At 71.0% G+C, this 24,941-nt stretch carries 29 protein-coding genes and 2 tRNA genes; 11 read left to right on the forward strand and 20 right to left on the reverse strand.

Features of this window, described 5'->3' with window-relative positions; translation table 11 throughout:
• Positions 1 to 100: 100 nt before the first annotated feature.
• From IO39_RS20210 to IO39_RS20255, 10 genes are all read right to left on the reverse strand, one after another.
• On the reverse strand, positions 101 to 1,138 hold the full coding sequence (locus tag IO39_RS20210) for a UDP-N-acetylmuramate dehydrogenase (protein ID WP_043625223.1): 1,038 nt from the start codon (positions 1,136 to 1,138) through the stop codon (positions 101 to 103).
• Positions 1,139 to 1,149: 11 nt separating this feature from the next.
• Positions 1,150 to 2,265, reverse strand: coding sequence for a hypothetical protein (locus tag IO39_RS20215; protein ID WP_043625224.1), 1,116 nt, complete (start codon positions 2,263 to 2,265; stop codon positions 1,150 to 1,152).
• A 278-nt stretch (positions 2,266 to 2,543) separates the two neighbouring features.
• Complete coding sequence (locus tag IO39_RS20220) at positions 2,544 to 2,972, reverse strand: MaoC family dehydratase (protein WP_043625226.1); 429 nt, start codon at positions 2,970 to 2,972, stop codon at positions 2,544 to 2,546.
• A 1-nt stretch (position 2,973) separates the two neighbouring features.
• The gene (locus IO39_RS20225; protein WP_043625228.1) at positions 2,974 to 3,423 is read right to left on the reverse strand and encodes a MaoC family dehydratase N-terminal domain-containing protein; all 450 of its coding nucleotides are present in this window, start codon (positions 3,421 to 3,423) and stop codon (positions 2,974 to 2,976) included.
• Between the two features lie 217 nt (positions 3,424 to 3,640).
• The gene (gene rpmG / locus IO39_RS20230; protein ID WP_019632658.1) at positions 3,641 to 3,805 is read right to left on the reverse strand and encodes a 50S ribosomal protein L33; all 165 of its coding nucleotides are present in this window, start codon (positions 3,803 to 3,805) and stop codon (positions 3,641 to 3,643) included.
• A gap of 71 nt (positions 3,806 to 3,876) precedes the next feature.
• Positions 3,877 to 3,950 (reverse strand) — tRNA-Met (locus IO39_RS20235).
• Between the two features lie 380 nt (positions 3,951 to 4,330).
• A tRNA-Thr gene (locus IO39_RS20240) sits at positions 4,331 to 4,403 on the reverse strand.
• 60 nt (positions 4,404 to 4,463) lie between these two features.
• On the reverse strand, positions 4,464 to 4,685 hold the full coding sequence (locus IO39_RS20245; protein WP_052423105.1) for a hypothetical protein: 222 nt from the start codon (positions 4,683 to 4,685) through the stop codon (positions 4,464 to 4,466).
• An 82-nt stretch (positions 4,686 to 4,767) separates the two neighbouring features.
• Entirely contained in the window at positions 4,768 to 5,292 is a 525-nt protein-coding gene (locus tag IO39_RS20250) for a C40 family peptidase (RefSeq protein WP_043625234.1), read from the reverse strand.
• 39 nt (positions 5,293 to 5,331) lie between these two features.
• Complete coding sequence (locus IO39_RS20255; protein ID WP_052423106.1) at positions 5,332 to 6,255, reverse strand: lysozyme; 924 nt, start codon at positions 6,253 to 6,255, stop codon at positions 5,332 to 5,334.
• Between the two features lie 473 nt (positions 6,256 to 6,728).
• Here IO39_RS20255 and IO39_RS20260 point away from each other — a divergent pair, with 473 nt between their 5' ends.
• The 3 genes from IO39_RS20260 to IO39_RS20270 all read left to right on the forward strand — a co-directional run bounded on the left by IO39_RS20260 (position 6,729) and on the right by IO39_RS20270 (position 9,040).
• Complete coding sequence (locus IO39_RS20260; protein WP_043625236.1) at positions 6,729 to 7,670, forward strand: ATP-binding cassette domain-containing protein; 942 nt, start codon at positions 6,729 to 6,731, stop codon at positions 7,668 to 7,670.
• On the forward strand, positions 7,651 to 8,394 hold the full coding sequence (locus tag IO39_RS20265; protein ID WP_043625238.1) for an ABC transporter permease: 744 nt from the start codon (positions 7,651 to 7,653) through the stop codon (positions 8,392 to 8,394). Before IO39_RS20260 ends, IO39_RS20265 begins: the two co-directional genes overlap by 20 nt.
• 139 nt (positions 8,395 to 8,533) lie before the next feature.
• A complete protein-coding gene (locus IO39_RS20270; protein WP_052423107.1) occupies positions 8,534 to 9,040 on the forward strand; it encodes an NUDIX domain-containing protein in 507 nt (168 codons plus the stop codon).
• 153 nt (positions 9,041 to 9,193) lie between these two features.
• Here the strand turns inward: IO39_RS20270 and IO39_RS20275 are convergent, their stop codons facing one another.
• Positions 9,194 to 9,862, reverse strand: coding sequence for a flavin reductase family protein (locus IO39_RS20275; protein ID WP_043625431.1), 669 nt, complete (start codon positions 9,860 to 9,862; stop codon positions 9,194 to 9,196).
• Positions 9,863 to 9,939: 77 nt separating this feature from the next.
• Entirely contained in the window at positions 9,940 to 10,293 is a 354-nt protein-coding gene (locus IO39_RS20280; protein ID WP_043625240.1) for a hypothetical protein, read from the reverse strand.
• Between the two features lie 504 nt (positions 10,294 to 10,797).
• Here IO39_RS20280 and IO39_RS20285 point away from each other — a divergent pair.
• From IO39_RS20285 to IO39_RS20305, 5 genes are all read left to right on the forward strand, one after another.
• Complete coding sequence (locus IO39_RS20285) at positions 10,798 to 11,058, forward strand: ribbon-helix-helix protein, CopG family (RefSeq protein WP_157548650.1); 261 nt, start codon at positions 10,798 to 10,800, stop codon at positions 11,056 to 11,058.
• A gap of 82 nt (positions 11,059 to 11,140) precedes the next feature.
• Entirely contained in the window at positions 11,141 to 11,671 is a 531-nt protein-coding gene (locus IO39_RS20290; protein WP_043625245.1) for a DinB family protein, read from the forward strand.
• A gap of 110 nt (positions 11,672 to 11,781) precedes the next feature.
• Positions 11,782 to 12,204: a glycoside hydrolase family protein gene (locus tag IO39_RS20295; protein ID WP_043625248.1), complete on the forward strand. Its 423-nt coding sequence runs from the start codon at positions 11,782 to 11,784 to the stop codon at positions 12,202 to 12,204.
• A gap of 70 nt (positions 12,205 to 12,274) precedes the next feature.
• The gene (locus IO39_RS20300; protein ID WP_043625251.1) at positions 12,275 to 13,279 is read left to right on the forward strand and encodes a MerR family transcriptional regulator; all 1,005 of its coding nucleotides are present in this window, start codon (positions 12,275 to 12,277) and stop codon (positions 13,277 to 13,279) included.
• 165 nt (positions 13,280 to 13,444) lie between these two features.
• On the forward strand, positions 13,445 to 13,954 hold the full coding sequence (locus tag IO39_RS20305) for a hypothetical protein (RefSeq protein WP_052423108.1): 510 nt from the start codon (positions 13,445 to 13,447) through the stop codon (positions 13,952 to 13,954).
• Between the two features lie 25 nt (positions 13,955 to 13,979).
• On the opposite strand, the gene IO39_RS20310 is transcribed toward IO39_RS20305, so the two are convergent.
• Positions 13,980 to 15,188, reverse strand: a complete 1,209-nt coding sequence (locus IO39_RS20310) for an acyltransferase family protein (RefSeq protein WP_084773146.1) — start codon at positions 15,186 to 15,188, stop codon at positions 13,980 to 13,982.
• A 287-nt stretch (positions 15,189 to 15,475) separates the two neighbouring features.
• On the opposite strand from IO39_RS20310, the gene IO39_RS20315 reads away from it, so the two are divergent.
• Positions 15,476 to 16,216 carry a class I SAM-dependent DNA methyltransferase gene (locus IO39_RS20315; RefSeq protein ID WP_043625257.1) on the forward strand — a complete coding sequence of 247 codons (741 nt, stop codon included), beginning with the start codon at positions 15,476 to 15,478 and terminating at the stop codon, positions 16,214 to 16,216.
• A gap of 202 nt (positions 16,217 to 16,418) precedes the next feature.
• Here IO39_RS20315 and IO39_RS20320 read toward each other — a convergent pair whose 3' ends face one another.
• Positions 16,419 to 16,640, reverse strand: a complete 222-nt coding sequence (locus IO39_RS20320) for a hypothetical protein (RefSeq protein WP_043625260.1) — start codon at positions 16,638 to 16,640, stop codon at positions 16,419 to 16,421.
• A gap of 303 nt (positions 16,641 to 16,943) precedes the next feature.
• On the opposite strand from IO39_RS20320, the gene IO39_RS20325 reads away from it, so the two are divergent.
• A complete protein-coding gene (locus IO39_RS20325) occupies positions 16,944 to 17,303 on the forward strand; it encodes a hypothetical protein (protein ID WP_211267075.1) in 360 nt (119 codons plus the stop codon).
• 543 nt (positions 17,304 to 17,846) lie between these two features.
• Here the strand turns inward: IO39_RS20325 and IO39_RS20330 are convergent.
• From IO39_RS20330 to IO39_RS50790, 3 genes are all read right to left on the reverse strand, one after another.
• Positions 17,847 to 18,494, reverse strand: a complete 648-nt coding sequence (locus IO39_RS20330) for a GNAT family N-acetyltransferase (RefSeq protein WP_043625263.1) — start codon at positions 18,492 to 18,494, stop codon at positions 17,847 to 17,849.
• A 164-nt stretch (positions 18,495 to 18,658) separates the two neighbouring features.
• Entirely contained in the window at positions 18,659 to 20,281 is a 1,623-nt protein-coding gene (locus IO39_RS20335) for a serine/threonine-protein kinase (protein ID WP_052423109.1), read from the reverse strand.
• A 51-nt stretch (positions 20,282 to 20,332) separates the two neighbouring features.
• The gene (locus tag IO39_RS50790; RefSeq protein ID WP_052423110.1) at positions 20,333 to 20,737 is read right to left on the reverse strand and encodes an STAS domain-containing protein; all 405 of its coding nucleotides are present in this window, start codon (positions 20,735 to 20,737) and stop codon (positions 20,333 to 20,335) included.
• Between the two features lie 435 nt (positions 20,738 to 21,172).
• Here IO39_RS50790 and IO39_RS50795 point away from each other — a divergent pair, with 435 nt between their 5' ends.
• A complete protein-coding gene (locus IO39_RS50795; protein WP_052423111.1) occupies positions 21,173 to 21,625 on the forward strand; it encodes an ATP-binding protein in 453 nt (150 codons plus the stop codon).
• A 99-nt stretch (positions 21,626 to 21,724) separates the two neighbouring features.
• Here IO39_RS50795 and IO39_RS20350 read toward each other — a convergent pair whose 3' ends face one another.
• From IO39_RS20350 to IO39_RS20360, 3 genes are read right to left on the reverse strand one after another with little or no spacing between them, the layout of a single operon-like run.
• Positions 21,725 to 22,165 carry an SRPBCC family protein gene (locus IO39_RS20350; RefSeq protein WP_043625266.1) on the reverse strand — a complete coding sequence of 147 codons (441 nt, stop codon included), beginning with the start codon at positions 22,163 to 22,165 and terminating at the stop codon, positions 21,725 to 21,727.
• Positions 22,162 to 23,499 carry a carotenoid oxygenase family protein gene (locus IO39_RS20355; protein ID WP_043625269.1) on the reverse strand — a complete coding sequence of 446 codons (1,338 nt, stop codon included), beginning with the start codon at positions 23,497 to 23,499 and terminating at the stop codon, positions 22,162 to 22,164. Before IO39_RS20355 ends, IO39_RS20350 begins: the two co-directional genes overlap by 4 nt.
• Entirely contained in the window at positions 23,496 to 24,863 is a 1,368-nt protein-coding gene (locus tag IO39_RS20360; protein ID WP_043625449.1) for an MFS transporter, read from the reverse strand. The genes IO39_RS20355 and IO39_RS20360 overlap by 4 nt, the downstream gene beginning before the upstream one ends.
• Between the last annotated feature and the right edge of the window lie 78 nt (positions 24,864 to 24,941).

The raw sequence follows: 24,941 nt of genomic DNA on the forward strand, positions 1-24,941 counted from the left end.
GCGTGACCGGGCGCCGCGAAGGCGCCAGTGTGTCGATCACGCGATTGGGACTACTCCCCTTCGGTAATTCCAACGCACTATAACAGCCCGGGACCGGCCGCTATTCCCCCAGGGAGCAGCCCACCATCACCGGCTCGTTGACCAGCGTGACCCCGAACTTCTCCCGCACGCCGTCACGCACCTCCCTGGCCAGGGCCAGCAGGTCGGCGGTGGTGGCGGCGCCGTCGGGGTTGGTGAGCGCGAGCGTGTGCTTGGTGGAGATGCGCACGGGACCGCGCGCGTAGCCCTTCGGGTAGCCCGCGTGCTCGATCAGCCACGCCGCCGGCACCTTGACCATCCCGCCGGGCAGCTCCCAGCGCGGATGCCCCGGGGCGCGCACGGCCAGCGCCTCCGCCTGCTCCGGCGTGAGCACCGGGTTGGTGAAGAACGAGCCGGCGCTGCGCGTGTCGGGATCGGCCGGGTCGAGCACCATGCCCTTGCCCCGCCGCAGCCCCAGCACGGCCTCTCGGGCGCGTTCGAGCGGCACCCGGCCACCGACCTCCGTGCCCAGCCTCCTGGCCAGCTCCTCGTATGCCACAGGCCCGGACAACGGGGACATCTCCAGCGCGTACGTCACCGCCAGTACCACGTAGCGCGACAGGTCGCGCTTGAAGACGCTGTCGCGATAGGCGAACCCGCACTGCCGCGCCTCCAGGTCGACCACCTGCCGGGTGCGCCGGTCGTAGGCCCGCACGCACCTGACCGTCTGGGAGACCTCCTGCCCGTACGCCCCCACGTTCTGGATCGGCGTCGAGCCCACCAGCCCCGGCACGCCGGACAGGCACTCGATGCCCGACCAGCCCTCGGCCACCGCCCGGACCACCAGCCGGTCCCAGTCTTCACCCGCCTGGGCCGTCACCATGGCCTGCTCGCCGTCGCGCGAGAACTTCACGCCCTCGGTGGCGACCCTGATGACCAGCCCGTCGAACCCCTCGTCGCCCACCACCAGGTTGCTGCCCCCGCCGAGCACCAGCGTGGGGACCGCGTTCCGGTCGGCCTCGGCGACCAGCGAGACCAGTTGCTCCGCCGAGGTCGCCTCGGCGAAGTCGCGGGCGGGCCCGCCCAGGCGCAGCGTGGTGTACGGCGCGAGCATCTCCATGGGCAACAAGCTTATGAGGCGCGCAGCCTCCGCAGCACCCCGTCGTAGTTGCGCCGGGACTCCCGCTCCAGGTATCCGGCGGGCGCCTCGTGCCGTCCCATCGACTCCACGGGCACGTGCCCGCCGGGGACGACCAGGCCGCCGGGCAGGGCCAGCGACAGCTCCAGATCGGCGTACCTGCCGTAACGGGCGTCCTCGGGCAGCGCCCCGAGCGCCTGCGCCCTGCGCACGGCGATCAGCTCCCCGGTCAGCGCCCGCACCTCCCCGGGCTCCGCCTCCTTCCACTCCGCCCCGCCCGGCATCCCGCCGACCTCCGCGTCCTGCCAGTCCGGCCCGCCCGTGTCCCGCCAGTCCGGCCCGCCCGTACGCCGTTCGGCGGCCGGGTCGCCGTCCACCAGGTTCAGCCCCTTCCAGCCGGCGGCCACCGCGCCCTCCGCGATCGCCGCGAGCAGCGGGGTCAGCGCGTCGCCGCGCAGCACGAGGTGGGTCTCCATCAGCACGTGCACCTCGGACTCGTCCAGCCGCAGCAGCTTGGCCCGGCCCTCGCCCCAGGTCGCCGTGCCGCCCAGCCAGTGGGGCCGCTCGGCGACGTGCCAGACGGCGATCCGCTCCGGATGGCGTGCGGCCAGCTCGTCCAGCACGTCGCCGGCGCCGTCCACGTCGCCCAGGTCGAGCGCGAGCACCCGCGCCCGCGTGTGGTCGATCAGGGACTGCACGCACCGGCGGACGTCCTGCGGCCAGCCGTCCACGAGCAGGCCCACGCCCACCGTCACGTCCTGGGTCTCCACGCGCTGCCGCTCGGTGTTGACGCCCAGGTCGTCGAGGCGGTTGGTGGCCAGCGTGCCGTCCCAGGTCCGCTGGGCGTGCAGCATGTCGTCACCCGGGTCGCCGTGCTGGCCGGGGTCGCCGGAGAAGCCCAGCTCGGCGGCGGGGTTGAGCCTCGCGTGCGCGCCGCCGTCCCGGCTGCCCGCCGTGCCGACCCCGGGCGCCCGCCCGCCGCCCGAAAGGCCCTTCGACGCGCCGCCCGCCGTGTCGCGGCCGGTACCCGTGCCGCCCGCCACCTGCTCGGCCCGCGCGGGCTCGGCCCGCGCCGGGCCCAGACCGCCGGGTTGCCCGGCGTCGGTCACCGCCGAGACGGGAATCGATCGAACCGTCGGCCAAACCTCTCGCACCACATCACTCATAGGCACACGCGCTACCCGAGACCCGCCCGCCCTATCAGCGCGGGCCGCGCGGGCCGGAAAGGCGAGCCGCACCCCTGCCTGTGGGCGCAGGCCGCACGGACCGGAGAGCACCGCCTGTCAGCGCGGGCGGCGGGCCGGTCAGGCGAGCCGCACCCCTGCCTGTCGGCGCAGGCCGCACGGGCCGGAGAGCAGCGCCTGTCAGCTCGGGCGGCGCCGGCCGGTCAGGCGAGCTGGACCACCGCTCTGGCCTTGGACAGCACCCGGGTGTCGCCCGACTTCGCGGTGAGCCCGACGACCACCCGCTTGTCCTCGAGCTTCTCCTCCACCACCCCGCTGACCGAGATCGTGGCCCCCCGGTCGTCGTCCGGCACGACCACCATCGACGAGAAGCGCACCCCGAAGTCGACCACCGCGCCGGGATCGCCCGCCCAGTCGGTGACGAACCGCCCGGCCTGCGCCATCGTGTACATGCCGTGCGCGATCACGTCCGGCAGCCCGACCATCTTGGCGAAGCGCTCGTTCCAGTGGATCTGGTTGAAGTCGCCGGAGGCCCCGGCGTACATCACCAGGTCGACCCGGCGCACGGTGTAGTCCACGGCCGGGATCTCCTGCCCGACCTCGATCTCGTCGTACTTCACCACGGCGCTCATCTCAGGCGGCCCCTCCGCGCTCGACGATCGTGTTGTACGTCACGCAGACCGGCTCGCCCTGGACCGTGCGCACGTCGCTCCTGAGCGTCAGCAGCTCGTTGCGGCCGGCGCTGCGGATGTCGGTGATCGTGGCCGTCATGACCAGCTCGTCGCCGGCGCAGACGGGGCGCACGTACTCGAAGCGCTGCTCGCCGTGGACCACCATGGCGAAGTTGAGCCCCAGGTCGGGGTCCACCAGCGCCTCGCCGCCACTCTGCAGGCTGAACACGATGGGGAACGTGGGCGGCGCGATCACGTCAGGGTATCCGGCGGCCCTGGCGGCCTCCTGGTCGCGGTAGAGCGGGTTGTTGTCGCCGATCGCGGCCGCGAACTCCCTGATCTTCACCCGGCTGACCTCGTACGGGGCACTCGGCGGATAGGTTCTGCCCACGAAGTCACGGTTCAAGGCCATCGCTGCTCCCTCGCATGTCTCCGTCCCAGCGCTGATGGGGCCGACGCTAACAGAACAAGGTTCGGCTGTCGCTGGTCATGGCCTGCTTTTTGCCAGGCGTACGAGGGAGAGCGAAACGGCGCGCGGAACGCCCCGTAACACGACAAACCGGCGCCCTATGAGGGGACGCCGGTTGTGCGATATGCCAAAAGGAGGGGCGAAGCCCTGCCCGGAGAACCTAGCGGGTCTCGCGGTGCGCGCGGTGGCAGCGGCAGTTGGGGCAGTATTTCTTCAGCTCAAGCCTGTCCGGGTCGTTGCGCCGGTTCTTCCGCGTGATGTAGTTGCGGTGCTTGCACTCCTGGCAGGCCAGCGTGATCTTCGGCCTAACGTCGGTGGCAGCCACTTGGGAGTGCCTTTCTACGTTCGGGACATGGACACGCCCGTACCCAGGCCGGACGACCTGGGATAGGGCAGTAGCGGAGGCCGGACTTGAACCGGCGACACAACGATTATGAGCCGTTTGCTCTGCCTGACTGAGCTACTCCGCCTTTGAGCCGGAACGACCCGGCCCGTAGAGGATACCTGACGAGGGGAGCACATTCGTAACTCACCCGATCAGGTGGGGTGCTCCCAGTATGCCTCAGGAACCCCCGACAATCGAAATCCATTAACGACAGCCCCGTCTGCCGCCCCTGCGCGAGGGAGATCCCGGGCGCGAGGGTGCCAGCGTAGCAGCGCCCGCCAACACCCGCGAACCTCCCGGAAGACCCCTTCCCGCTCCGGGAACGCCGTGGCCGGGCGGCGGCTCCGATCGCCGGGGAGGCGCGGAAAGCCCGGGACGGAGCGGCCCTCACCATAGGGACCCCTGGAAACGCAGGAACGCCCGGCTCCAAGAAATCTTGGACCGGGCGTCTCACCTCAGATTGCGAGCCCCCAAACGGAATCGAACCGTTGACCTTCTCCTTACCATGGAGACGCTCTGCCGACTGAGCTATAGGGGCCTGTCCGGCGCTGCGGACAGGTGTAACCATACACGGCACTCAGCGATGATGCGAACTCGTTCAGGCCCCCGGGACACTTCCCGCCGGAGTTTCCGCCCCGCGCCGCGCCGGCAGCTCGATCACCTCGCACAGATCGGCCAGGTCGACGTGCCTGGCCACCTCGGCGACCGAGGTGCAGTCGGCGACCAGCCAGCCGTTCCTGCGCACCCGCAGCACCTGCCGCCCCGCGCGCACCGCGCATACGACCTCGTAACCGTCGAGCCCGACCCAACGCCTGTCCATAGCGGCACACACTAGCCACGCGGTCTCTCATTTTTGCCGCGCCACAGGCGTTACGGGCATACCGAACCGGCACAGGAGCCCCTCAGAGGCGGTAGAACCCCGCGAAGTCCTTCTTGCCGCGGATCCGGTCCACGCGCACCACGGCCCCGGTCTCGGGCGCGTTCATCATCTTCCCGTCGCCCAGGTAGATGCCGACGTGGTGGGTCCTGACGGACCTCTTGCCGACCTTGCCGAAGAACACCAGGTCCCCGGGCCGCGCCGAGGAGACCCGGCGCATCTTCCGTACGTGGTCGTCGGTGTTCCCCGGCCCCAGCACGTCCTCGCCGTGCGCCAGCGCGTACACCCACCGGGCGAACCCCGAGCAGTCGAGACCGCGCGTCCGGGCCGCCGGGCAGGGCTTGATCCGGCCCTTGTACCCCCTGCAGGTCCCCTTGGACGGGCCGGGGGCGGCGGCGTGGCCGCCGCCCCACGAGTACACGATGCCGCGCTGCTCGATCTGGTACGCCAGCCGCACGATCAGCGGCGGCATCGACAGCCCCAGCGGCACGGAGGCCGTGGCGGTCAGCAGGAGCAGCACCATCGCCACCAGGGCCGACCGCCGTCTCATGCGCACCCCCAAAGCCCACGCCTTGGTTTTTATCCTGCCTTATCGCGCTTTGAGGGTGAGCTTTACCGAGCCGACCGTCACGTTCATCCCCACCGTGCCCTTCGTCTTCCTGGGCTTGGTGGTGAACGTGAACGTCTTCTTCTGGCCGCGCGGCAGCTCCGCGACCCGGCACGACACCGCCGTGCCGCTGAACTTGCACCCCGGCGCCCGCACCACGCGCTGCCCGCCGAACGCCCGCCCCGAGATCTGGATGTCCTTCAGCGGGTGCGGGCCGGTGTTGGACAGCGTGACCGTGTACGTCTTCCGGTTCCTGGCCTGCCCCGACACCTTCACCTCGGCAGGCGGGTTGGCCAGCTCGGCGAGCTGCGACTCCGAGCCGTTGTAGGAGTTCCCGCCGCCGACCAGCGGCCCCTTGTCGGCCGACTGCCAGAACGTGTGCTTCTTCCAGCTCTTCGGCAGGTCGCCGGGCTCGGTGCCCCAGCGGGCCAGCCACAGGGGGTTGGACCTGAACTTCGTCGAGTCGCCCGTGCACGTCTGCCACCAGCTCGTGGTGGTGTAGATGATCGCGTGCCGGCCGGTGGCCTCGTGGTACTTCTTGGTGAAGTCCTTCAGCCACTTCACCATGTCCTCCACGGACAGGTCGTAACAGTTGTTCTTGCCGTTCCTGTCCTTGTACGGGTTGTCCTCGATATCGAGCACCCCGGGAAGAGTCCGGCCGTCGCTGATCCAGGTGCCGCCGTTCTGCAGGAAATAGTCGGCCTGCGCTGTCCCATCGGATTCGTGCGGTTGCGCAAAGTGATATGCGCCGCGAATGAGCCCGGCCGCCGCCGCGCCGTCGTACTGGGCGCCGAAACGCGGGTTGGTGTAGGCGGTGCCCTCGGTGGCCTGCACGAACGCGAACTTCCCGCCTCCGGCGGCAACGCTTGCCCAGTCGATGTCGCCCGTCCAGTTGCTGACATCCACACCGGGCACTCCGTCGGCCGCGTGGGCGACCCCGGTCATGCCGACCGTAGCAATTGCCACCATTAACAAGAGACGTTTCACGCGGCAGATCATTGCGGAGCCGCACACAATACCGCAAGCCCGGGAATATCGCTTTTCGCCGCGACAGAGATTTCGGCCCTCCGGCCCCGCGCCTTCCGCCCCGCCGGCAAGAGCGGGCCCCTGCCCGACGCGGCGGCGTCCGTCCCCCTGGTTCCGCCCGCGTGCGGGGAATCCTTCCGACAATCTTGCGGCCGGGGCGGAAACCGCACTTCAGGGGGCGGAAATCCGGCACGTATCGACAACCTCTCGTGACGGCGTTTCCGCAGGTCAGAGCCGTATATGAAGGTGATGTTCGCGTTTGCCAAACCGCTTCCGGCCTGCGCAAACTGGGCGAGATTCCCAAAACCGCTCCTGACCAGGGGTTCCTTTGCCATGCCCGGAGGCGACCGACCATGATCCATGCCCGGGGACTGACCCGAGAGTTCAAAGTGAAGAAGGAGAGCGTCCAGGCCGTCCGCGGTATCGACCTCGACGTGGAGGCCGGCCAGCTCGTCGCGTTCCTGGGCCCGAACGGCGCCGGCAAGTCCACCACCCTGCGCATGCTCACCACGCTCCTGCCGCCCACCTCCGGCACCGCCACGGTGGCCGGCCACGACGTGGCCAGGGAGCCGGCGGCCGTCCGCGCCCGCATCGGCTACGTGGGGCAGCGCAACAGCGCGGGCGAGGACTTCCTCGTCCGGGACGAGCTCGTCACCCAGGGCCGCTGCTACGGCCTGCGCACCCGGGAGGCCGCCGCCCGCGCCGACGAGCTACTCGACCTGCTGGACCTGGCGCCGCTGGCCAAGCGGCTGCCCGGCACGCTGTCGGGCGGCCAGCGCCGCCGCCTGGACATCGCGCTCGGCCTCATCCACCGCCCCGACCTGCTCTTCCTCGACGAGCCCTCCACCGGGCTCGACCCCAAGAGCCGCGCGGAGATCTGGGAGCACATCCTGCGCCTGCGCACGACGTACGGCACGACGCTCTTCCTGACCACCCACTACCTGGAGGAGGCCGACAACATGGCCGAGCGGGTGGTGATCATCGACGGCGGCCGGATCATCGCGGACGGCACCGCGGAACAGCTCAAGAACGACCTGGCCGGCGACCACATCGTGATCACCACCGGCACCGCGCAGGAGGCGGAGGCCGCCGCCCGCCTCGGCGGCGGCACCGCCGAGGGCGCCACCGTGCGGGTGCGCGTCGCCCAGGCGACCGCCGCGCTGCCCGGCCACCTGCGCACCCTGGACGCCGCCGGCATCAAGGTCCGCACCGCCGAGACCGTCCGCCCCACCCTCGACGACGTGTTCCTCACTCTCACCGGGAGAAGCCTCGCCCATGACGACGTTCCTGCATGACACCGCCACGATCTTCAACCGCGAGTTCAGGCCCAGCCTGCGCAACCCCGTCGGGCTGCTGTTCGACATGGGACAGCCGCTGTTGTTCCTGTTCCTGTTCGGGTCGCTGCTGGACGGGGCGGTCGGCTCGTCCTGGCAGTGGTTCGTGCCCGGCATCCTGGTCATGATGTGCCTGACCGGGCCCATGAGCGCCGGCTACACCCTGCTGGTCGAGCTGATCGGGGGCGCGCTGGAGCGCCTGATGGTCACGCCGCTCAACCGTACGGCGATGCTGGTCGGCAAGACCGCCAAGGCGATGCTCACCCTGCTCGTGCAGGCGGTGCTGATCATCGTGCTGGCGCTGCCCCTGGGCTTCGAGCTGCACGCGGTGGGCGTGCTGGCGGGCCTGGTCCAGCTCGTGGTCTTCGGCGTGGGGCTGGGGGCGCTGTCGTTCGTCCTGGCCATCAAGTCGGCCCCCGGCGGCACCCTGTTCTACGTCGTCAGCCAGTCCGTGCTCTTCCCGCTCCTGCTGCTGTCGGGGGTGCTGCTGCCGCTGGAGACGGCGCCGGCGTGGTTGCGGATGCTCGGGCAGGTCAACCCGGTCACGTACATCGTGGACGCCCAGCGGGCGCTGTTCGCCGGCGACCTGACCGCCCCCTCCGTGCTGTACGGCACCCTCGCCGCCTGCGCCGTCGCCGCGATCGGCCTCCTCTGGGGCAACCGCTGCCTGCGCCGGGGCCTGTGACCGGCCGTTTGACACCGGCCCCCGGCCCCGCGACGGTGAGGCGATGACTGATGCGACGGCGGCTCCGGGGGCGGCTCGGATGGAGGCTCGGGCGGCGGCTCGGATGGAGGCTCAGGCGGCGGCCCGTGAGGCTGCTCGGGTGGTCGCGACCATGACGGTGCCCTGGATTCCGGTGGCGCACCGGCTGGACGTGATCCTCTCCGAGGACCTTCCGCCGGCCGAGGGGATCACCTCGGCGTTCGCGTTCGTGTCGGACGGCCTCGGCCGGACGCTCATGACGTGCGTCGACCGGGAGGGGCGCGGCTGGGACATCCCGGGCGGCCACCTGGAGCCGGGCGAGGGGCCCGCCGAGGCGGCCGCCCGCGAGCTGTACGAGGAGACCGGCCTGCGCCTGCCGCCCTCGGCCCTGTCGATCTTCGCCTGGCAGCGCATCGAGCTGCTGGAGCCGCCGCCCGCCGGCTACCGGTACCCGGCGCTGACGTACCTGGCGATGTTCCGCGCCGTGGTGCCGGGCCCCGGCGCGCCCACGACGCCGCCGGCCGGGTCGGAGAGCACCCGGGCGGCGTGGCTCGCGCGGGCGGAGATCGAGCGCCTGTGCGCGGGGAACACCTGGCTGGACCTCCTGGACGGCCCGGCCCCGGCGTAGACCTCCAGCCCCCGCCCCCGTCGGACGCAGCCCGAGCCTCGCTCCCGGTCGGGCTCCCCGGTCGGGCTCCCGGTCTCGGGTCCGGCTCCCGGGCCCGGATCGGGTGCCGGGCCCGGATCGGGTGCCGGGGGCGGATCGGGTGCCGGGGGCGGATCACTCCTCTCTGGCGCGTTCCAGGTCCGTGGTGCGGTAGGCGTGCTCGGGGATGGTGGCCAGCGTGGACGGGCGCAGGCGGGGGCCGAGGCCGTACAGGTGCTGGAAGCTCATGATCAACGGACGCCAGGCGTCGGGGTCGATGTGGTCGTCGGTGCCCGGCTTCCTGATCTCGTCATGGACCCAGACGCGCCGCACCCGCACCTCGAAGGCCAGGACCCCGCCGTCCCCGACCGGGTGGTGGCGTTCGAGGACCGCCTCCATGGCGACCGGGCACTCGGCCACGCGCGGCGGCGCCACCGTCTCGGACGGCACGGCGGTGAAGCCCGCGCGCCCGAACTTGTCACGTACGAACCGGTAGCCCCGCTCCTCCTTGCCCGGCGGCACGGGGTCGGCCCCGGTGGTGAGCGCGAGCCGGTCCACCGCGTCGGCGAGCGCGTCGGAGGGCAGGTTGAGCACGCATTCGCCGGTCCTGAGCAGGTTCTGGGCCGTCTTGGAGCGGCGGCCCAGCCCCAGCATGCCCCGCCAGCCCAGCCAGAACGCCGACGACATGGGGGCCAGATTCGGTGTGCCGTCCTCGTTCGAGGTGGAGATCAGGACCACGGGGGTGCCGAAGTAGAGGATGTTCGGCTCGATGGAGGTGTGCGAAGTCCGCGTGACGGTGCTCATGACCATCCACTGTCGCGGCTGGTCCACGCGGGCGCTGGCGGCCTTCGGACGTCTCGTTCCGGGCAGGTGGGGCGGGTTCACCGGCGGCGCCTGTCGAAGAAGAGGTAGCCGGCGATCAGCACGCCCACCTGGAAGGTCCAGAACCGGGCTTCGGCCACCTCCGGCCGCACCCGCAGCCAGACGGGCTCGGGCAGGGACGCCGGCCCCAGCAGGCTCGCCAGAATGAGCGTGACGAGCACCGCCAGATAGACGCCGATGAACCAGCCGCGCTGCCGGCCCGCGCTCCTGTCCTCCAGCCGCACGATCGGCGTGTCGGGCGGCGGCGGCGAGTCGTCGACCAGCTCGCCGTCCGGTTCGGCGCCGCCGTCCTCCTCCCCCGCCCCCTCCTCCTGGCGGCCGTCCGGCCCCGGCGGTTGAGTGATTCTCTTCATGTTCTCCTCCTGGTCGGCCTGGTCCTGCGGGAAAGGGCGTACCGGGCCCCGCCCGCGGGGCCCGCGGAAAGGGCGTAGCGGGCCCCGCCCGGTCACCCCGCGGAGCGCCAAAGCGCGACATATCCCATAAATCCGGATTGGCATGCACAAGAAGGCCGCTAACCACCGCAGCCCTCGAACAACGCACATCCTATGAGGCTCGTGTGATTTCCACTCACCAATGGCGCACATCTGGTGGTGAAAATTCTCCTGCGCAATTTGCGCAGCTTGTCCGAAATGTCCAGCGGGAGTGAATCTCTCCGCACGGGTGTAACAGATATACGTCGGGGTGTAACTGTGCGGCCAGCGTATGGACTAGCCCAACAGGCTGGGGAAACACCTCGGTGTATGGTCCCATCCACCTACGATGAAAGCCGTGTCGTAGTCGAAACGTCGGAGCGTCCCCTCCACACTCGGCGTGCCCATCACCAAGGGGCAGGAGAGGAATTCATGTCCCGTGAGTCCATGACCAAGGACAACAGGATCGACAACCCTTCGAGGGAAGAAAAGGGTAACAGTTCCAATTTTGTCCGACTATCCGTGAATCTGAGCCACGAAACTGCCGACACCTTCAAGACGCTGGCCGAGCGCAAGGGCCTGTCTTTCACCGAGGCGATCCGCAGAGCCATCACGATCTGGAAATTCGTCGAGGACCAGCTCTCCCAGGGACACGAGCTGGCGATCGTCGAGTCGGACGGCAACCCCCGCAAGGTGCTCATCCTCTGAGCGCCCGCGAGGGCACACCAACCGGTGCGGGCCACGGGGATCTCATCCCGCCGACACGCGCCGGGCCGGGCATGATGGTTGCATGACCTGGCACGCGCCGGAGATCACCAGGCGGATCGACCCGTTGAGCGTGGTGGCGGCGGACGAGCGCGCCGTGGCGGATCTCTGGCTGGAGCTCCACCGCGAGACCCTGCTGTGGAAATGCGGGGGCCTGAGCGCCGAGCAGCTCAAGTCACGCTGTGTGGAGCCGTCGAACCTGTCGCTCCTCGGCCTGCTCCGCCACATGGCCGAGGTGGAGCGCGACTGGTTCCGCACGAGGTTCGCCGGCGAGCGGGTGGCGTACCTCTACTGCTCCGACGACCGCCTCAACGCGGAGTTCGACGACGTGGACGAGGCGGACGCCGAGGCCGACTACGCGACCTACCTGCGCGAGCTGGACGCCGTACGCGAGACGGTGGCGAACCGGCCCTTCGACGAGACCTTCCTCGACCCGAGACGCGGGATCGTCATGTCGCTGCGCTGGGTGCACATGGCCATGGTGCAGGAGTACTCCCGCCACAACGGCCACGCCGACCTGCTGCGCGAGCGCACCGACGGCGCCACCGGCCACTGATCCCCCCGGCCACTGACCCCCGGCCACCGACTCCGGGCCACCGGCCACCTGCGGCCCGCCGCCGCTGTGGCCGAACCCGCCGCCCGGACGTCCGGCCCGTTACGGGAACGTTGACGGCCCCGATCGGGGCGCACGCTAAATCGCACCCCTGCGACCTGCGCTTTTATCCGGAAAAAGCAAACCGCTCCTCCGCCAACCCCGACGGCACCACCCGCTACGCCTACGACCCGCCGGGCCCCGGCCGGACGCAGTACCAGTACGACGCGGTCGTGGCCGTCTCGGACACGTTCGAGGGGCCGTACTCGCAGCGGTGGACCGCCGGGGTCGGGGCCGGGCACAACAACTTCTTCGTGGACCGCGCCGGCCAGGTGTGGGCCACGTTCTTCCGCAACCCGAACTTCGGCTACTGGTCCGACCCTTCGCGCGTCGGCGACGCGGCCGTGGCCGGCATCGTGCGGGTGGAGTGGACCGGCCCGCAGGGCAACCGCCTGTACGTCCAGCGCCGCGACCGCGCCCGGGCGAACACGGACTGAGCGCCCGTCGCGGTGGCGGCCGGGCCCGGGGCTTGAGTCTCAAGCGGCTTGAGACTCCATAGTGACGGGCATGGACGACAACGAGCTGTACCCCATCGGAGACGTGGCCCACCGCACGGGCCTGAGCGTCAGCGCCATCCGCTTCTACTCCGACGCCGGGATCGTCACCCCCACCCGGGTGACGGAGACGGGCTACCGCCTGTACGACGTGCGGGCCGTCGCCCGGCTGGAGCTCGTACGCACCCTCCGCGACCTGGACGCCGGCCTGGACGACATCCGCCGGCTGCTCGACGGCGAGCGGACGCTGCACGACCTCCTCACCGCCCACCTGGAGCTCGTCGAACGCCAGGAGCGCGCCCTGCGCGCCCGGCGGGCGGTGCTGAGGACGCTGGTCAGGCAGGGCGCCACGGCCGCGCAGGTGGCCCTGATGCACAAGCTCGTCTCGATGCCCGACGAGGAGCGCGAGCGGCTGGTGGACGACTTCTGGAACGAGGTCGGCGCGGGCCTCGACGTGCCCGCCGGCTTCGTGGCGCGGCTGCGGACGATGCGGCCGCGCCTGCCGGAGGACCCCACGGCCGCCCAGCTCGAAGCCTGGATCGAGCTGGCGGACCTGCTCCGGGGCGAGGAGTTCCGCGCCGCGGTCCGCGCCCACCTCCAGAAGGTCTACGGCACGTTCCCGGGCCGGAGCCTGGCCGCCGCGCCCGTGTGGGACTTCATCCACGAGGAGGGCGCGGCGATCGGGAAGGAGATCGCCGAGGCGTACCGCTCCGGGCTGCCGGCGGACTCTGCCCGGGCGCGGGAGCTGGCCGTCCGCCTGGCCGACGCGGCCGCCGGCGCCTTCGCCCGCGCACCGTCCACGGCCGGGTCCCGCGAGCGGCTGGCCACGGCCTTCCTGGTCGCCGAGGAGACGCTGCGCGCCGGCTCCCGGGAGGAGGACGCGCACGACAGGTACCTGTCCCTGGTGTCGGTGATCAACGGCACGCCGTACGGCACGGTCGAGGAGGACCCGGCGTTCCTGTCCTGGACCGCCGCGGCTCTGCGCGCGACTACATCGACGACGCCGCCCTCCCCATGAGCGCCGCCTTCCGGCAGGCCACCCAGCGCCTCGTCGGCGCGGCCTTCGGGCCCGGCACCGGGGTCATCCACCCTCCTGGACGCCCCGGAACACCCGCGACCGCCCGCGAAAGCCGCGATACTGGCACCCCTGCGCAAACGAACCGGAACCGGGAAGGAGCCGCCGATGATCACCGACCCCGTGATCACCAGGATCGGTGAGGGGGTGGAGCTGCACCACCGCCAGGGCCGGCGGGAGGCCGCTCGCGACCTGTTCACGCAGATCTGGGACGACATCGGCGGCGAGCAGGGCGATCCCCTGTACATCTGCGTCCTCGCCCACGCGATGGCCGACGTACAGGACGACGTGCGGCAGGAGCTGATGTGGGATCTGCGGGCACTGGCCGCCGCCGACCTGATCACCGAAGAGCGGGTGGCGGAAGCCGGGGTGACGCTCTCCCCGGCCGGCCTGTACCCGTCGTTGCACCTCAACCTGACCGAGTGCTACCGCAAGCTGGGCGATCTCGACCGCGCCCGCGAGCACCTCCGGCAGGCCCAGGACACGATCGGCGCACTGGGCGACGACGAGTACGGGCAGCTCATCAGGAGCGGCCTGGAGCGCCTCACCGAACAGCTCGAAGACGAGCCCCTGCCGAAGCCGGCCGGATCGCAGGACCCGACGCCCGATCCCGCCTGAACCGCCTGACCCGCCCGGTCAAGCCCTACTCCACCCGCTCCGACCGGGTTCTGGCGATGAGCCGTTTCGCCAGCCGCTGCGCGGGGCCTTCGACGAAGCGCCAGGTCAGCGAGCTGAGGCCGATCAGCAGCCCGAAGACCCCGGCCAGCGCCGCCAGCCGCAGGCCCAGCGGCACGGCCGGCGGGTCGGGCCAGAACCGTTCGACTCCCTCCAGGAGCAGCGGATGCAGCAGGTAGATGGAGTAACTGGTCAGCCCCAGCCAGGCCAGGGGCGGCGGCACCGTGCGGCGGCGCAGGGCCATCCCGGCGCCGAAGGTGACCCATGCGGCGGCGACCGCGGCCTGGGCGCCGGGCTCGCCGCGTTCCAGCCAGATCCCGGCCAACGGCACCAGCGCCACCCAGCCGGCCCGCCGCCAGGGCAGCTCGCCCCGCTCGGCCCGGTACAACGCCGTGCCGGCGAACATGGTGGCCAGGATCAGCAGCCCCTCGCCGGGCGCCGGCCAGACCTGGTTGACCGCCAGCAGGCCCGACACGGTCGCCCCGATGACGATCGCGCCCGCCCTCCGTACCGGCCTCGACCCCGCGAGGACCCCCGCGAGGCCGGCCCCCACCAGCCCGGTGGCCACCAGGACGACGGTGAGCATACGACCCGGCCCGCCGGCCGACAGCATCGCCACCGGAAGCACGCCCGCGCCCGCGACCGCCGCCCCGGCGAACCCGAGCGAGATCCCGGCGCTCCCCCGATGCAGGCCCAGCGTGAACAGCGCGGTCACCAGCAGGTAGAAGCCCATCTCGTAGGAGAGCGTCCACAGGACGTTGACCAGGTTCGGGACCTGCAGCAGGTTCTGCAGCATCGTCAGATGCCCCACCAGCATGGAGATCGGGCGCTCGTCCCACCACGTGTGCGCCTTCCAGCCCGCCGCCATCAGCAGGAGCACCCCCGCCGCACAAACGCCAAGCAACGGGTAGAGCCGAAATAATCGGGAGAGCCAAAAGGCCCGTACGCTGCCGGTCCGTTCCAGTGACGCGGGCACAATGTATCCGCTGACCAGGAAGAAAACGAACACCCCGTACCAGCCGGGCTCGAAAACCGCCTTGACCGGCGACTTCACCTCGGGCAGCAGGAACGTGAAGGAATGCTCGACCACCACCGTCATGGCCGCGACCCCGCGCAGGGCGTCCAGCCAGGCCATACGCTTCCCGGCCGGCGCGGACGCCTTTCGCATCGCGGGCATCCGACGATACTAACGATGAATTGTCAGGTCCTGTACGGCCGCCGCCCGGAATTCGCCCGCGGCGATAAATCTCAAAGGCCGCCCGAGCCGGACTTCACCGCCACGGACGAGATTTCACCGGCGGCTACCAGCCACCGCCGGGCCGCCACTCGCCGTTCATCTCGACATAGGTCATCGGCGAGGACCGTGCTCAAGGCGACGGCGAGTTGCCGGCGGTGCACGCCGCGCCGCGGTGCACGCTTATATGCGTCGACAGCGCCCCTCGGCATCCGGCAAAGTGGCCACCCGTGACGAGCAGTGAACTGTGGACCCGCGCGACCGCCGACCGCTATGACGCAGAGGAGGCCGAAGCGTCCTCGCCCGCAGTTCTCGGACCGACCCTCGACTTCCTCGCCGAGCTGGCCGGAGACGGCCGGGCGCTGGAGTTCGCCATCGGGACCGGACGCGTCGGCGTTCCGCTCCGCGAACGCGGCGTGCCGGTCGTAGGCATCGAGCTGTCCGAGCACATGGCGGCGGTGCTGCGGCGCAAGGTCGACGAGGACACCCTCCCGGTAGTCATCGGGGACATGGCCACAACTGTCGTTCCGGGCGGGTTCACCCTGGTCTATCTCGTCTACAACACCATGACGAACCTGCTTACGCAGGACGAGCAGGTCGAGTGCTTCCGCAACGCCGCACGGCATCTGGAGCCCGGCGGCCGATTCGTCATCGAGCTGGGTGTGCCGCCGCTGCGGCTCCTGCCGCCCGGTCAGGTCGCGGTGCCGTTCGACGTCTCCCCGCAGCATCTCGGCTTCGACACCTTCGACCTGGTTGAGCAGATCCTCGTCTCGCACCACTTCACCCGCGACGGCGACGATGACCACTACCGCCGCGAAAACTCCCGGCACCGGTACGCCTGGCCGGCGGAGCTCGACCTGATGGCTCGGATCGCCGGGCTCGAGCTGGAACGTCGCGTTGCGGACTGGGACGGGTCTCCGTTCACCCAGGACTCCGCGAAGCACGTCTCCGTATGGCGCAAGCCGGCCTGAGGCCGGCCACCGGGCCATCGACGTGGTGACGTCGTTGCGGTCGCCGCCGGTCAAGTGGCGGCCGGCGGGATACCGGATCGTTCTCAGGATGGCGGGGCGCCACTCGCCAGATCGCTCAAACGGCCGCGCCCGCTTCGGCCCCGCCTCATCACTGCGTCCGCCATCGACTCGCCTGCTCGGCTTGTCCCAGGCCGATGCCTTGTCACGCCTTGCCTGCCGCCGGGTCCCGCTCGTCCGCGGTCTTACGGTTGGCTCCCAGCGCGTACGAGAGGGCGATTCCGAAGCACATCGCCAGGGAGACGCCCAGAAGGAGGTCACCCAGGGTGACACCCAGCCCCATGCCGATCGCGATGCCCGGCCACATGCCGTTCCAGTTGGGGGAGTTCTTGCTGTTCCACTTGGGGGAGTTCTTGCTGTTCGTCATGGTTAGATCTTCGCGCGGGAGCGTGCAGGCGGCGTAGACGTCACAGTCATGAGCCCGACATGACAACTGTCATCCCCCAAAGCCGCACTCACCCCGGACCCCAGAAGCCCCCTAGAACAGGCGCCGCCCGTGACCGGGATGGGTTCCCCTCGCGTTCGGTGTCGGACTCTGGAACCGTACGTACATCGAAGCCCCTTTCGCGGCCCGCCTCGCCCAGGCCGTACCGACCCGGGCGAGCCCGAGGACCTTCACCACTCGCCCCAGCTGAACGATCTTCCCTGATCTTCCGAGTACTCTGTCCCCGTGTGCACGTACGCGATGGTCACCTACAAGGTCCACTACGTATGCGTCTCCTGCCGGCAGAGCCGCAAACTGCCCTGGGACGGCGCAGAGCACCGGTGCACGCGCTGCCGGCGGCCGATGCTCCTCGCCGGCCACGACTTCGCCGCACCGCGCAGGACCAAGGACCGCGAGTGGGCGGCCGTCGCGGCCGTGCTGGGAGCGGGGCTGCGGTACGAAGGCTTCGAACCCTGCGGCTGCGGCCAGGACCCGAAATATCGCCCCCGCACGAGCGCCCAGGTGCGGGCACGGCGCAGGGTCGCAGCCCGCAAGGGCCTGACCGACACCGAAGCACTCGCCCTACGCGACCCCGCCGACGCCTGACTCCCTCCGATCACCCCCAAGGCTTCCCAGAAGGACCCTCGTACAGGGCGGTGCTCCGTGCGTACGCTGCCGCCATGGACAGAGAGACGCTCGTTCAGCTCCTCGCCACCACGGGGAAGCCGGCCATGCCTGCCGTCATGCGCTCGCGGCCGGCGCGCCCTTCGAGATTTGGCCGGAGCCGGTCGAGACGATCAGCCTGAGCAGGACTTATCAGCGTCGAGCACGTCTCACCCGCCGAAGGAACGCCGCATCCCCAGGCTTTGACGAGGCGGTCACGCAGCTCAGCACCTGCGACCTTCAGCACCTCATCCTCGGCATGGTCAAAAGCACCGAGCCTGCCCGCCGCTTCCAGCTCTTCCTGTCTCCCGACCGGTCACGCGTGGTGGCTTGCCTCGAGTCCACAGCCGATGGGAGCACCCGCACTCGCCCAGGACGTCCTGACGTCGAACAGCCGAGAACGGCCTCGCGCACGTACGCGCTCTCTCCTGAGAGCAAGGACCTGCCGTTTGAGGGCCAGATCAACGACGGCCGCTCATCAGCTGTCTACAGCGGCGCGCTGTCGGGCGGGGAGGGTGGGACGAGAAGCGCCTCCGCGCCGATCGGGACGTAGCCGGCGGCGAGGAACGTTCGGACGCTCGCCGCGTTCCCAGGCGCGATCTGAGCCCAGAGAGGGTGCGTGGTGAGATGCCTGGCGGCGCGGGCGAGGGTGCGGCCCAGACCGCTCCCCCGGCCGGCCGGGTCGACCTCGATCGCGACCTCCCGCCGACCGGCGACGCCTCGTCCGATGACCAGCAGACCTCCTGGGCAGGTCCAGACGCGTACGTCGTCTCGATAGCGGTGCGCGCGCCGGACACGAGGATGGGCCGCGGCCGTGATCTCGACCAGTTCGATCGGCGGAGGACCGGCGCAGGGGGCGGCCAGAGCGAGCATGTCGATGTTGCCGACCCTGCGCCCCATGCGTTCCTCCAGTTCCCTGAGGAAAGGCGGATTGAGCGGCGCCGACAGATCTCCGGCGGGAAGCCGGGCTCTGATCCAGGCCTCGCCCACGTCGGCGTAGATCACGTTGTGGGCGGTGAAGGCGATCACTCCCGCGTCACGCGGAGACGGCTGCGGAACGATCGTGGGGCCGGCTCCGGGCCGGGGCACCTGTCCGTCGGCCGCAGCGGCGAGGATGTCCTGCAGCGTGACCATCCGGAGACCGTAGTCGCTGCCCAGCGCGCTCGCAAGGGCTGCCGGAGCCGGCTCGGCCGCCCCGACCTCCGTCAGGGTGCTCGCCCACGTTCTCCCGTCAGCCGGGGAACCACGTCCGTCGCCGGGCGAGCCGCATCGTGATGTCGGTGGGGCCGGAGATATCCCTACCGGAAGCCCGCGCCGGCCAGGAACGCGGTCAGCGGGCCGTCGGCGAGCTTGCCCTTCCGGCGGGCCTTGGCGAGATCCTTGCCGAGTTCCCAAAGCTTCCCGCGGGCTTCCCCGACCTTTCCTTCGGCGAGCTTGCCGGCGGCGTCCCGGATCTTCTTGTGCGCCTTGGCGGCCACGTCGGGGCTGATGCCGCCGCGCCGCTGCTGCGCGGTCACAGCGTTGTCGAGAGCTGCCAGCCACGAACGCGAGTCCTGGCGGGCCGCCCGGGTCGGGGAAGGCGTGGTGACGGCACGCCGGGTGGGCTTGGCGCTGGAGCTGGGGCTGGGGCTGGGAGTGGCCGGGGCGGAGGCACGGGATGCGGGGGTCGAGGCGCTGGGCCGAGGTGAGGTCGGCGGTGCCGTGGTGGCGCCGTTCTGCGGTGGAGCCGCGACCTGCCCGGAACTCGGGGACACCGCGATCGCGATCGCCGTGACGACGACGATGGCCGCGACCCCGGCGGCCACCTGGAAGGAAAGGCGCCGCCACAGCGGTAAGGCCGCGGGAGCCGGGGGCGGAGCGTCCAGCAGGGCGGTGTCGCCGGCCCGCGCTGCGGCTACCGGAGAGTGCGCTGCGGCTACCGCAGGATGCGGTGCGGCTACCGCAGGATGCGGTGCGGCTACCGCAGGATGCGGTGCGGCTACCGCAGGATGCGGTGCGGCCACCCGATCGTGCGATGCGGCTACCGGACGGCCTGGTGCGGCTACCGGAGGGTGCGGTGCGGGTGGCGGAGTGGGGGCGGGGTGCCGGCCGCGGAGGTGTGGCGGGCCGGCCAGGCCGAGGAGGACGCGCTGCACGTGCTCGGCGCCGCCGGGCCGCTGAGCGGGGTCCTTGGCGAGCAGGCTCATGATGAGCTGTTCGAGGGCCGGCGGCAAGTCGGGGCGATGGCGGCGGGGCGGCTCCGGGGCGTGGTGGAGGTGCTGGTAGATCAGTTCGGGTGGGGTGCCGGTGAACGGGGGCCGGCCGCACATCGTCTCGTAGGCGACGCAGCCGAGGGCGTACAGGTCGCCGGCCGCTTCACCGCCGGAGCCGTCGATCTGCTCGGGAGCCAGGTAGGCGGCGGTGCCGACGATGGTGCCGACGGTGGTCAACCGGCCGGCCTCGCTCGCCAGGTGGGCCAGGCCGAAGTCGACCACCTTGAGCGCGCCGCCGGCGGTCAGGTGCAGGTTGGCGGGTTTGATGTCGCGGTGCACCACGCCCGCCCGGTGGGCGGCGGCCAGCCCGGCGGCGGCCTGGGCCAGCAGGGCGCACGCCTCGCCGACGGGCAGCGGGCCGCGGGCGGCCAGTTCGCCGGCCAGGCTGCGCCCGGTCAGCAGCTCCATCACCAGATACCGATGCCGGGCGTCGTTGCCGACGTCCAGCACGGTGACCACGTTGCGATGGATGATCTGGGCGGCGGCGCGGGCCTCGCGGGCGAAGCGCTCGCCCGCGGCCACGTCGCCGGTGAGCGGGTTGAGCAGCTTGACCGCGACCGGCGTGTCCAGCCGCTGGTCGAAGCCGCGCCAGACTTCGGCCATGCCGCCCCGGCCGATCAGTTCGATCAGCTGATAGCGCCCGGCGATCAGTGCGGGTATGTCCGGCATGGTGCGCCGCCCATCGGTTGGACTCTCATGGAACGCGGGACACTTTACGGCTCACGGGGCCGGGTCGCTGGGGACGATCGGCTGCCCGCCGTACAGATCGAGGCTGGGTGGGCCCTCGCCGTTGACGGGAACGTATAAGTTCTTGCCCGGGCCGAGCCGCCAGCCCAGCAGGTGCAGCAGCCTGCCCATCATGGGCGGGATCGGATCGAGGATCAGCCTGCGGGGCGCGGGAAGCTCGGTGGCGGTGCGGGTGATCAGCCGGACGGCGCCCACGTCGATGAAGGTCACCTCGCCGAGGTCGAGATGGATGTCCGCGGTGCCGGACCGGACCGCCCAGGCCAGCGCGCGGGCCAGCACGGGCGCGGTGTCGCGATCGAGCTCGCCACTGATGCGCAGGCCGTGCGGATCCACGACGGGGCTGATGGAGGCATGGCTGGCGCCGGTTTCGGACGTCATCGGTCCTCCCACGTGCTCGGGAACGATCCGTCAGCGCTGCGATGGCCGGGGTTGCGCTGGAACGCTCCGGCAGGGGCCGCTACGACGCCGCGCGGCACTACGGTGCGGGGACAAGCACTGACGAAGCAGTACGGTCGCCGTTCCGCCTTCCTGTCAGGCGCCGACGGCCCGCTCCGAAGGTCGGTCCGTTGCGCCCGGCGCAGCTCGCTGACGAGGGTCAGTCATCCATGCTGCCCAGCATGGCCGGAATTATGCGGACAACCGACCGCAACCCCCGGCTTCCCCGCCCCCTACCTGCGCCTTCTCACAGGCGGCGACGGCCACGCCGGCCGGGCCGGCACCCGTCCCGTTTAACGATCGGCCGTCCGGAAAGTGGCTCAGGGGAAGCCCGCGGTTCCTCCCTTTCCATCCCCGACCCGCGCGGGCCCGACCACCATGAGTGCGGAGTTCGAACTACGCTGCCCCATCAGCCCCGACCTCGGCTACATCCGCGGCCTGGTACGCCTCCACGGGCGGCACCACGGACTGTCCGGCGAGCGGCTTGACGACCTGGTGACCGCGGTCAACGAGGCGGTCACCAATGTGCTCGACCACGGCGGCCGGGCAGGCCTGGTCACCGCCCGCGCCCACGAGCAGGGCGTGAGCGTGGAGGTCCTCGACATCGGTGGCCGGCTGACCTCCGAACACCTGAGGGCCGCCCGCGTCGATCCGGCCGGTGCGAGCGGATTCGGCCTGTGGATCATCCAGCATCTCTGCGATCAGGTCACCCTGGAGCAGACCGGCCTGGGATCGCTCCTCAGGCTGCACTACCACACTCGCCCCGCCCCGGCCACCCCGCCGAACCGCCGTACCACCCACAAGCCCGAGCGCCGCCACGCCACCCCCTGACCCCCGCTCCCCGACCGCCGCGCCGTCCCGACACAGGGCCGGAGGCCCGCCGATTCGCGAGCCTCCGGGTCCTCGAAGCAGGGGCGGGGGTTGTCGCCTTCAGGCGTTCTCGGCCGTCTGCTTCAGGCGCTCGAGCCAGGCCGTCAGTGAGGCGTCGAGTGCGGCGCCCATGCCCTGGACGTCCGCGCGGACGGGCTCGCCGTCCCAGGACTCTTCGGTGTGCACGTGCACCGTGCCGTCCTTCTCGGTGAACGTCCACTGGTGGATGCCGTCGATGCCGTGCGCCGGGCCGCCCCAGAGGATGCGGTACGGCGCCTGGACCGCGTACACGGTGGAGGCGATCTCCATCCCGAACGTGGTCCAGCGGAAGACCGAGCCGGGGACCAGCGGACCCTCGGCCGAGGCGGCGGTGATGTCGGTCTGCCAGGAGGGCCAGCCGGACACGTCGAGGTGCAGGTCCCAGACCCGCTGCAGGGGCGCGTCGATGCTGATGGAGTGGCGGGCGATGACGGCGGCGGAGGTGTCGATCCCGGTGATCACTTGTTGTCCTCGATCCAGTGGCCGTGGATGCCGGCGGGCACCCTGCGGGGCAGTTCTACGGTGGCGATGGGGTCGTTGCCGATGTCGGTGGCGTCGAGCACGAGCAGCTGGGAGGCGTTCGCCTTGAGGTCGCTGACGATGGTGAGCAGGTAGCCGTCGTCCTCGTTGGTCCCGCCTTCGGCGGGGACGAACACGGCCTCGCCCGGCATGCGGTGCTCGCCGTGGGACAGCAGCTGCCGGCGGCCGGTGACGGTGTCGAACTTGATGGTGTGGTAGCCGGACAGGCCCGCGCCGGGGAAGGCGATGGCGTAGCTGTAGCGGTTCGCCGTGCCGGTGAGCGCGTCGTTGATGGAGGGGAACTCGGTGGCCAGGTTGTCCAGGGGCTCGTCGGTGGCCTTGCCCGTGGCGGGGTCCAGGATCCAGCGGTGGAGGATCGATCCCGCGTCGGGGCTGGTGCCGTACCCGGGGGCGCCGACCCACCACTTCCAGGAGTTCTCCCAGGCCGCCCGGTCGTAGCGGGGACCTTCGACGACGACGCGCCCGTGCTGGTCCACGTACGCGTTGGTGACGTGCAGCAGTGCGCCCTGCTCGACCTCGAACCAGGTCACCCGGGACGGCCCGGTGCGCGGCATGACGCCGATCCGGAAGGGCACGTCATCGTGCCACCGGTACGGGATGCCGGAGTGCTCGGAGTGGTCGAAGACCACGGGGGAGTTGAGGAACACGACATGCTCGCGGGTGATGGCGAAGTCGTGCATGAGCGACGGGCCCGACCCGTCGATGACCTCCGAGCGGATGATCTCCCCTGAGGCGGAGGCGACGTAGTAGGTCAGGTAGGGCGGGAACGGGCTGTAGCTGTAGAAGTGCAGCTCGCCGGTGACCGGGTCCTCCTTCGGGTGGGCGGTCATCGCGCTGGTGAGCTTGCCGCCGAAGTCGTACACGCCGACGGTGTCGAGCTCGGCGGTGACCTCCCAGGGCAGGTTCGCCTCCTGGAGGGCGAGATAGCGGCCGCCGTGGAAGATGATGTTGGTGGCGGCGGCGCTGACCTCCAGCTCGGTGCCCGTGAACGGCACGCCGTCCAGGAACGGGGTGCGTACCCAGCGGTTGCGGTACCACTCGGCGCGGCCGCCGGACAGCCGCACACCGTGGATCATGCCCTCGCCCTTGAACCAGTGGCTGGGCGTGATGCCCGGCTTGGGGTTGTGGCCGTTGCGGAAGTAGCGGCCGTTCAGCTCCGGCGGGAGCGTGCCGTGGACGGTCAGCTCGTGAGCGGTGATCTCATCGGCGACCGGGGTGAAGTGGCCGGTGACGTACGGCTTGGGCAGTTCGGTCATCGGAGTGCGTCCTTTCGGATGGTGATCAGGGCGATCAAGGCGGTCAACAGGGTGATGAGGGCGGCGGCCACGAACGTGCCGCGGTAGCCGCCGGTGAGCGAGAGGATGGTCAGGGTGGCCAGGCCGATCGCGCCGCCGATCTGCCGGGTGGCGTTGATCAGCCCACCGGCGAGACCGCTGTCGGCGGCCGGCACACCCGCCGCCGACAGGGCGGTGAGCTGGACGAACGCCGCCCCCAGCCCGGCGCCGATCAGCACCGAGGGGCCGAGCAGGTCGTTCAGGAAGGTTCCGCCGGAAGGAGCCCGCGCCAGCCAGACGAGCCCGGCGGTGAGCAGCAGCAGCCCGCCGGTCAGCACGGCCCGGCCGGACAGCCGCCGGGTCAGCCGGGGAGTCGCCCAGGAGGCCAGGGTGATCGTGAGCGCGAGCGGGAGCTGGGTCAGCCCCGCCTCCATCGGCGTGTAGCCGAGGACACGCTGCTGGTGGAGCGGCAGGAAGAAGAACAGGCCGAGCCAGACCGCGCCGAGCAGCGCCATCAGCACGTTGGCCGCGGTGACCGAGCCGACCTTGAAGATCCGCGCGGGGACCAGGGGGTCGGCCGATCGGCGTTGCAGATAGAGGAAGAGGTTGAGGAGCAGCGCCCCCGCGGCCATGGCGGGCCAGAAGCTGCTGGACACCCCGTACGTGAGGGCGGTCAGGCCCAGCGTGACGGCGAGCGCGCCGGGCAGGTCGAGCCGGCCGCCGCGCGGCCGGTCGGCGGGCAGCAACCGCCAGGTGGCCACCAGGACCGCCACGGCGAAGGGAACCATGAGCAGGAACACCGACCGCCAGCCGTAGACCTCGCTGAGCAGGCCGCCGAGCAGCACCCCCGCCGCTCCGCCCACGCCGGAGACCGCGCCCCACACGCCGAGCGCGGTGCCGCGTCGCGGCCCGTCGGGGAAGAGGTTCAGCACCAGGGCCAGCGCGGTGGGCGCCAGCAGCGCCGCGCCGACGCCCTGCACGGCTCTGGCCACGATGAGCGTGACGACGTCGTACGCCAGTGCCGCGCCGAGCGAGGAGGCGGCGAACAGGGCGGTGCCGATCAGGAAGACGCGGCGCAGGCCGTACACGTCCCCGGAGCGGCCGCCCAGCAGCAGCAGCGCGCCGAAGGCCAGCACGTAGGCGTTGACCACCCACGACAGCCCGGCGGGACCGAGCCCGAGTCCGGCGCGGATCTCCGGCAGTGCGACGTTCACGATCGAGGTGCTCAGCACCACGAGGAACTGGGCCGTGCCCAGAACCGCCAGCGGCATCCATGTCGTGGTGGCCGGGGAGGTCGTGGTGGCCGGGGAGGTCGTGGTGGCCGGGGGGACGGAGGAACTGCTCATGGCCATCACAGTCGCAGCGGCTCACGAACGCTCGCGTCGGTAGTCGCTACCTATCCGCCGGCGTCACCCTGACTACGT

Source organism: Nonomuraea candida (assembly GCF_000725485.1).
GTDB lineage: Bacteria > Actinomycetota > Actinomycetes > Streptosporangiales > Streptosporangiaceae > Nonomuraea > Nonomuraea candida.

Coding starts and splice junctions, on each gene's coding strand:
- IO39_RS20250 (WP_043625234.1), bottom strand. CDS start 5,292: ATGAGACGGCGGTCGGCCCTGGTGGCGATGGTGCTGCTCCTGCTGACC.
- IO39_RS20210 (WP_043625223.1), bottom strand. CDS start 1,138: ATGGAGATGCTCGCGCCGTACACCACGCTGCGCCTGGGCGGGCCCGCC.
- IO39_RS20330 (WP_043625263.1), bottom strand. CDS start 18,494: ATGGTCACGCTGCAGGACATCCTCGCCGCTGCGGCCGACGGACAGGTG.
- IO39_RS20310 (WP_084773146.1), bottom strand. CDS start 15,188: ATGCCCGCGATGCGAAAGGCGTCCGCGCCGGCCGGGAAGCGTATGGCC.
- IO39_RS20265 (WP_043625238.1), top strand. CDS start 7,651: ATGACGACGTTCCTGCATGACACCGCCACGATCTTCAACCGCGAGTTC.
- IO39_RS20360 (WP_043625449.1), bottom strand. CDS start 24,863: ATGAGCAGTTCCTCCGTCCCCCCGGCCACCACGACCTCCCCGGCCACC.
- IO39_RS20220 (WP_043625226.1), bottom strand. CDS start 2,972: ATGAGCGCCGTGGTGAAGTACGACGAGATCGAGGTCGGGCAGGAGATC.
- IO39_RS20275 (WP_043625431.1), bottom strand. CDS start 9,862: ATGAGCACCGTCACGCGGACTTCGCACACCTCCATCGAGCCGAACATC.
- IO39_RS20225 (WP_043625228.1), bottom strand. CDS start 3,423: ATGGCCTTGAACCGTGACTTCGTGGGCAGAACCTATCCGCCGAGTGCC.
- IO39_RS20290 (WP_043625245.1), top strand. CDS start 11,141: ATGACCTGGCACGCGCCGGAGATCACCAGGCGGATCGACCCGTTGAGC.
- IO39_RS20300 (WP_043625251.1), top strand. CDS start 12,275: ATGGACGACAACGAGCTGTACCCCATCGGAGACGTGGCCCACCGCACG.
- IO39_RS20335 (WP_052423109.1), bottom strand. CDS start 20,281: ATGCCGGACATACCCGCACTGATCGCCGGGCGCTATCAGCTGATCGAA.
- IO39_RS20320 (WP_043625260.1), bottom strand. CDS start 16,640: ATGACGAACAGCAAGAACTCCCCCAAGTGGAACAGCAAGAACTCCCCC.
- IO39_RS20260 (WP_043625236.1), top strand. CDS start 6,729: ATGATCCATGCCCGGGGACTGACCCGAGAGTTCAAAGTGAAGAAGGAG.
- IO39_RS50790 (WP_052423110.1), bottom strand. CDS start 20,737: ATGACGTCCGAAACCGGCGCCAGCCATGCCTCCATCAGCCCCGTCGTG.
- IO39_RS50795 (WP_052423111.1), top strand. CDS start 21,173: ATGAGTGCGGAGTTCGAACTACGCTGCCCCATCAGCCCCGACCTCGGC.
- IO39_RS20280 (WP_043625240.1), bottom strand. CDS start 10,293: ATGAAGAGAATCACTCAACCGCCGGGGCCGGACGGCCGCCAGGAGGAG.
- IO39_RS20285 (WP_157548650.1), top strand. CDS start 10,798: ATGACCAAGGACAACAGGATCGACAACCCTTCGAGGGAAGAAAAGGGT.
- IO39_RS20305 (WP_052423108.1), top strand. CDS start 13,445: ATGATCACCGACCCCGTGATCACCAGGATCGGTGAGGGGGTGGAGCTG.
- IO39_RS20355 (WP_043625269.1), bottom strand. CDS start 23,499: ATGACCGAACTGCCCAAGCCGTACGTCACCGGCCACTTCACCCCGGTC.
- IO39_RS20245 (WP_052423105.1), bottom strand. CDS start 4,685: ATGGACAGGCGTTGGGTCGGGCTCGACGGTTACGAGGTCGTATGCGCG.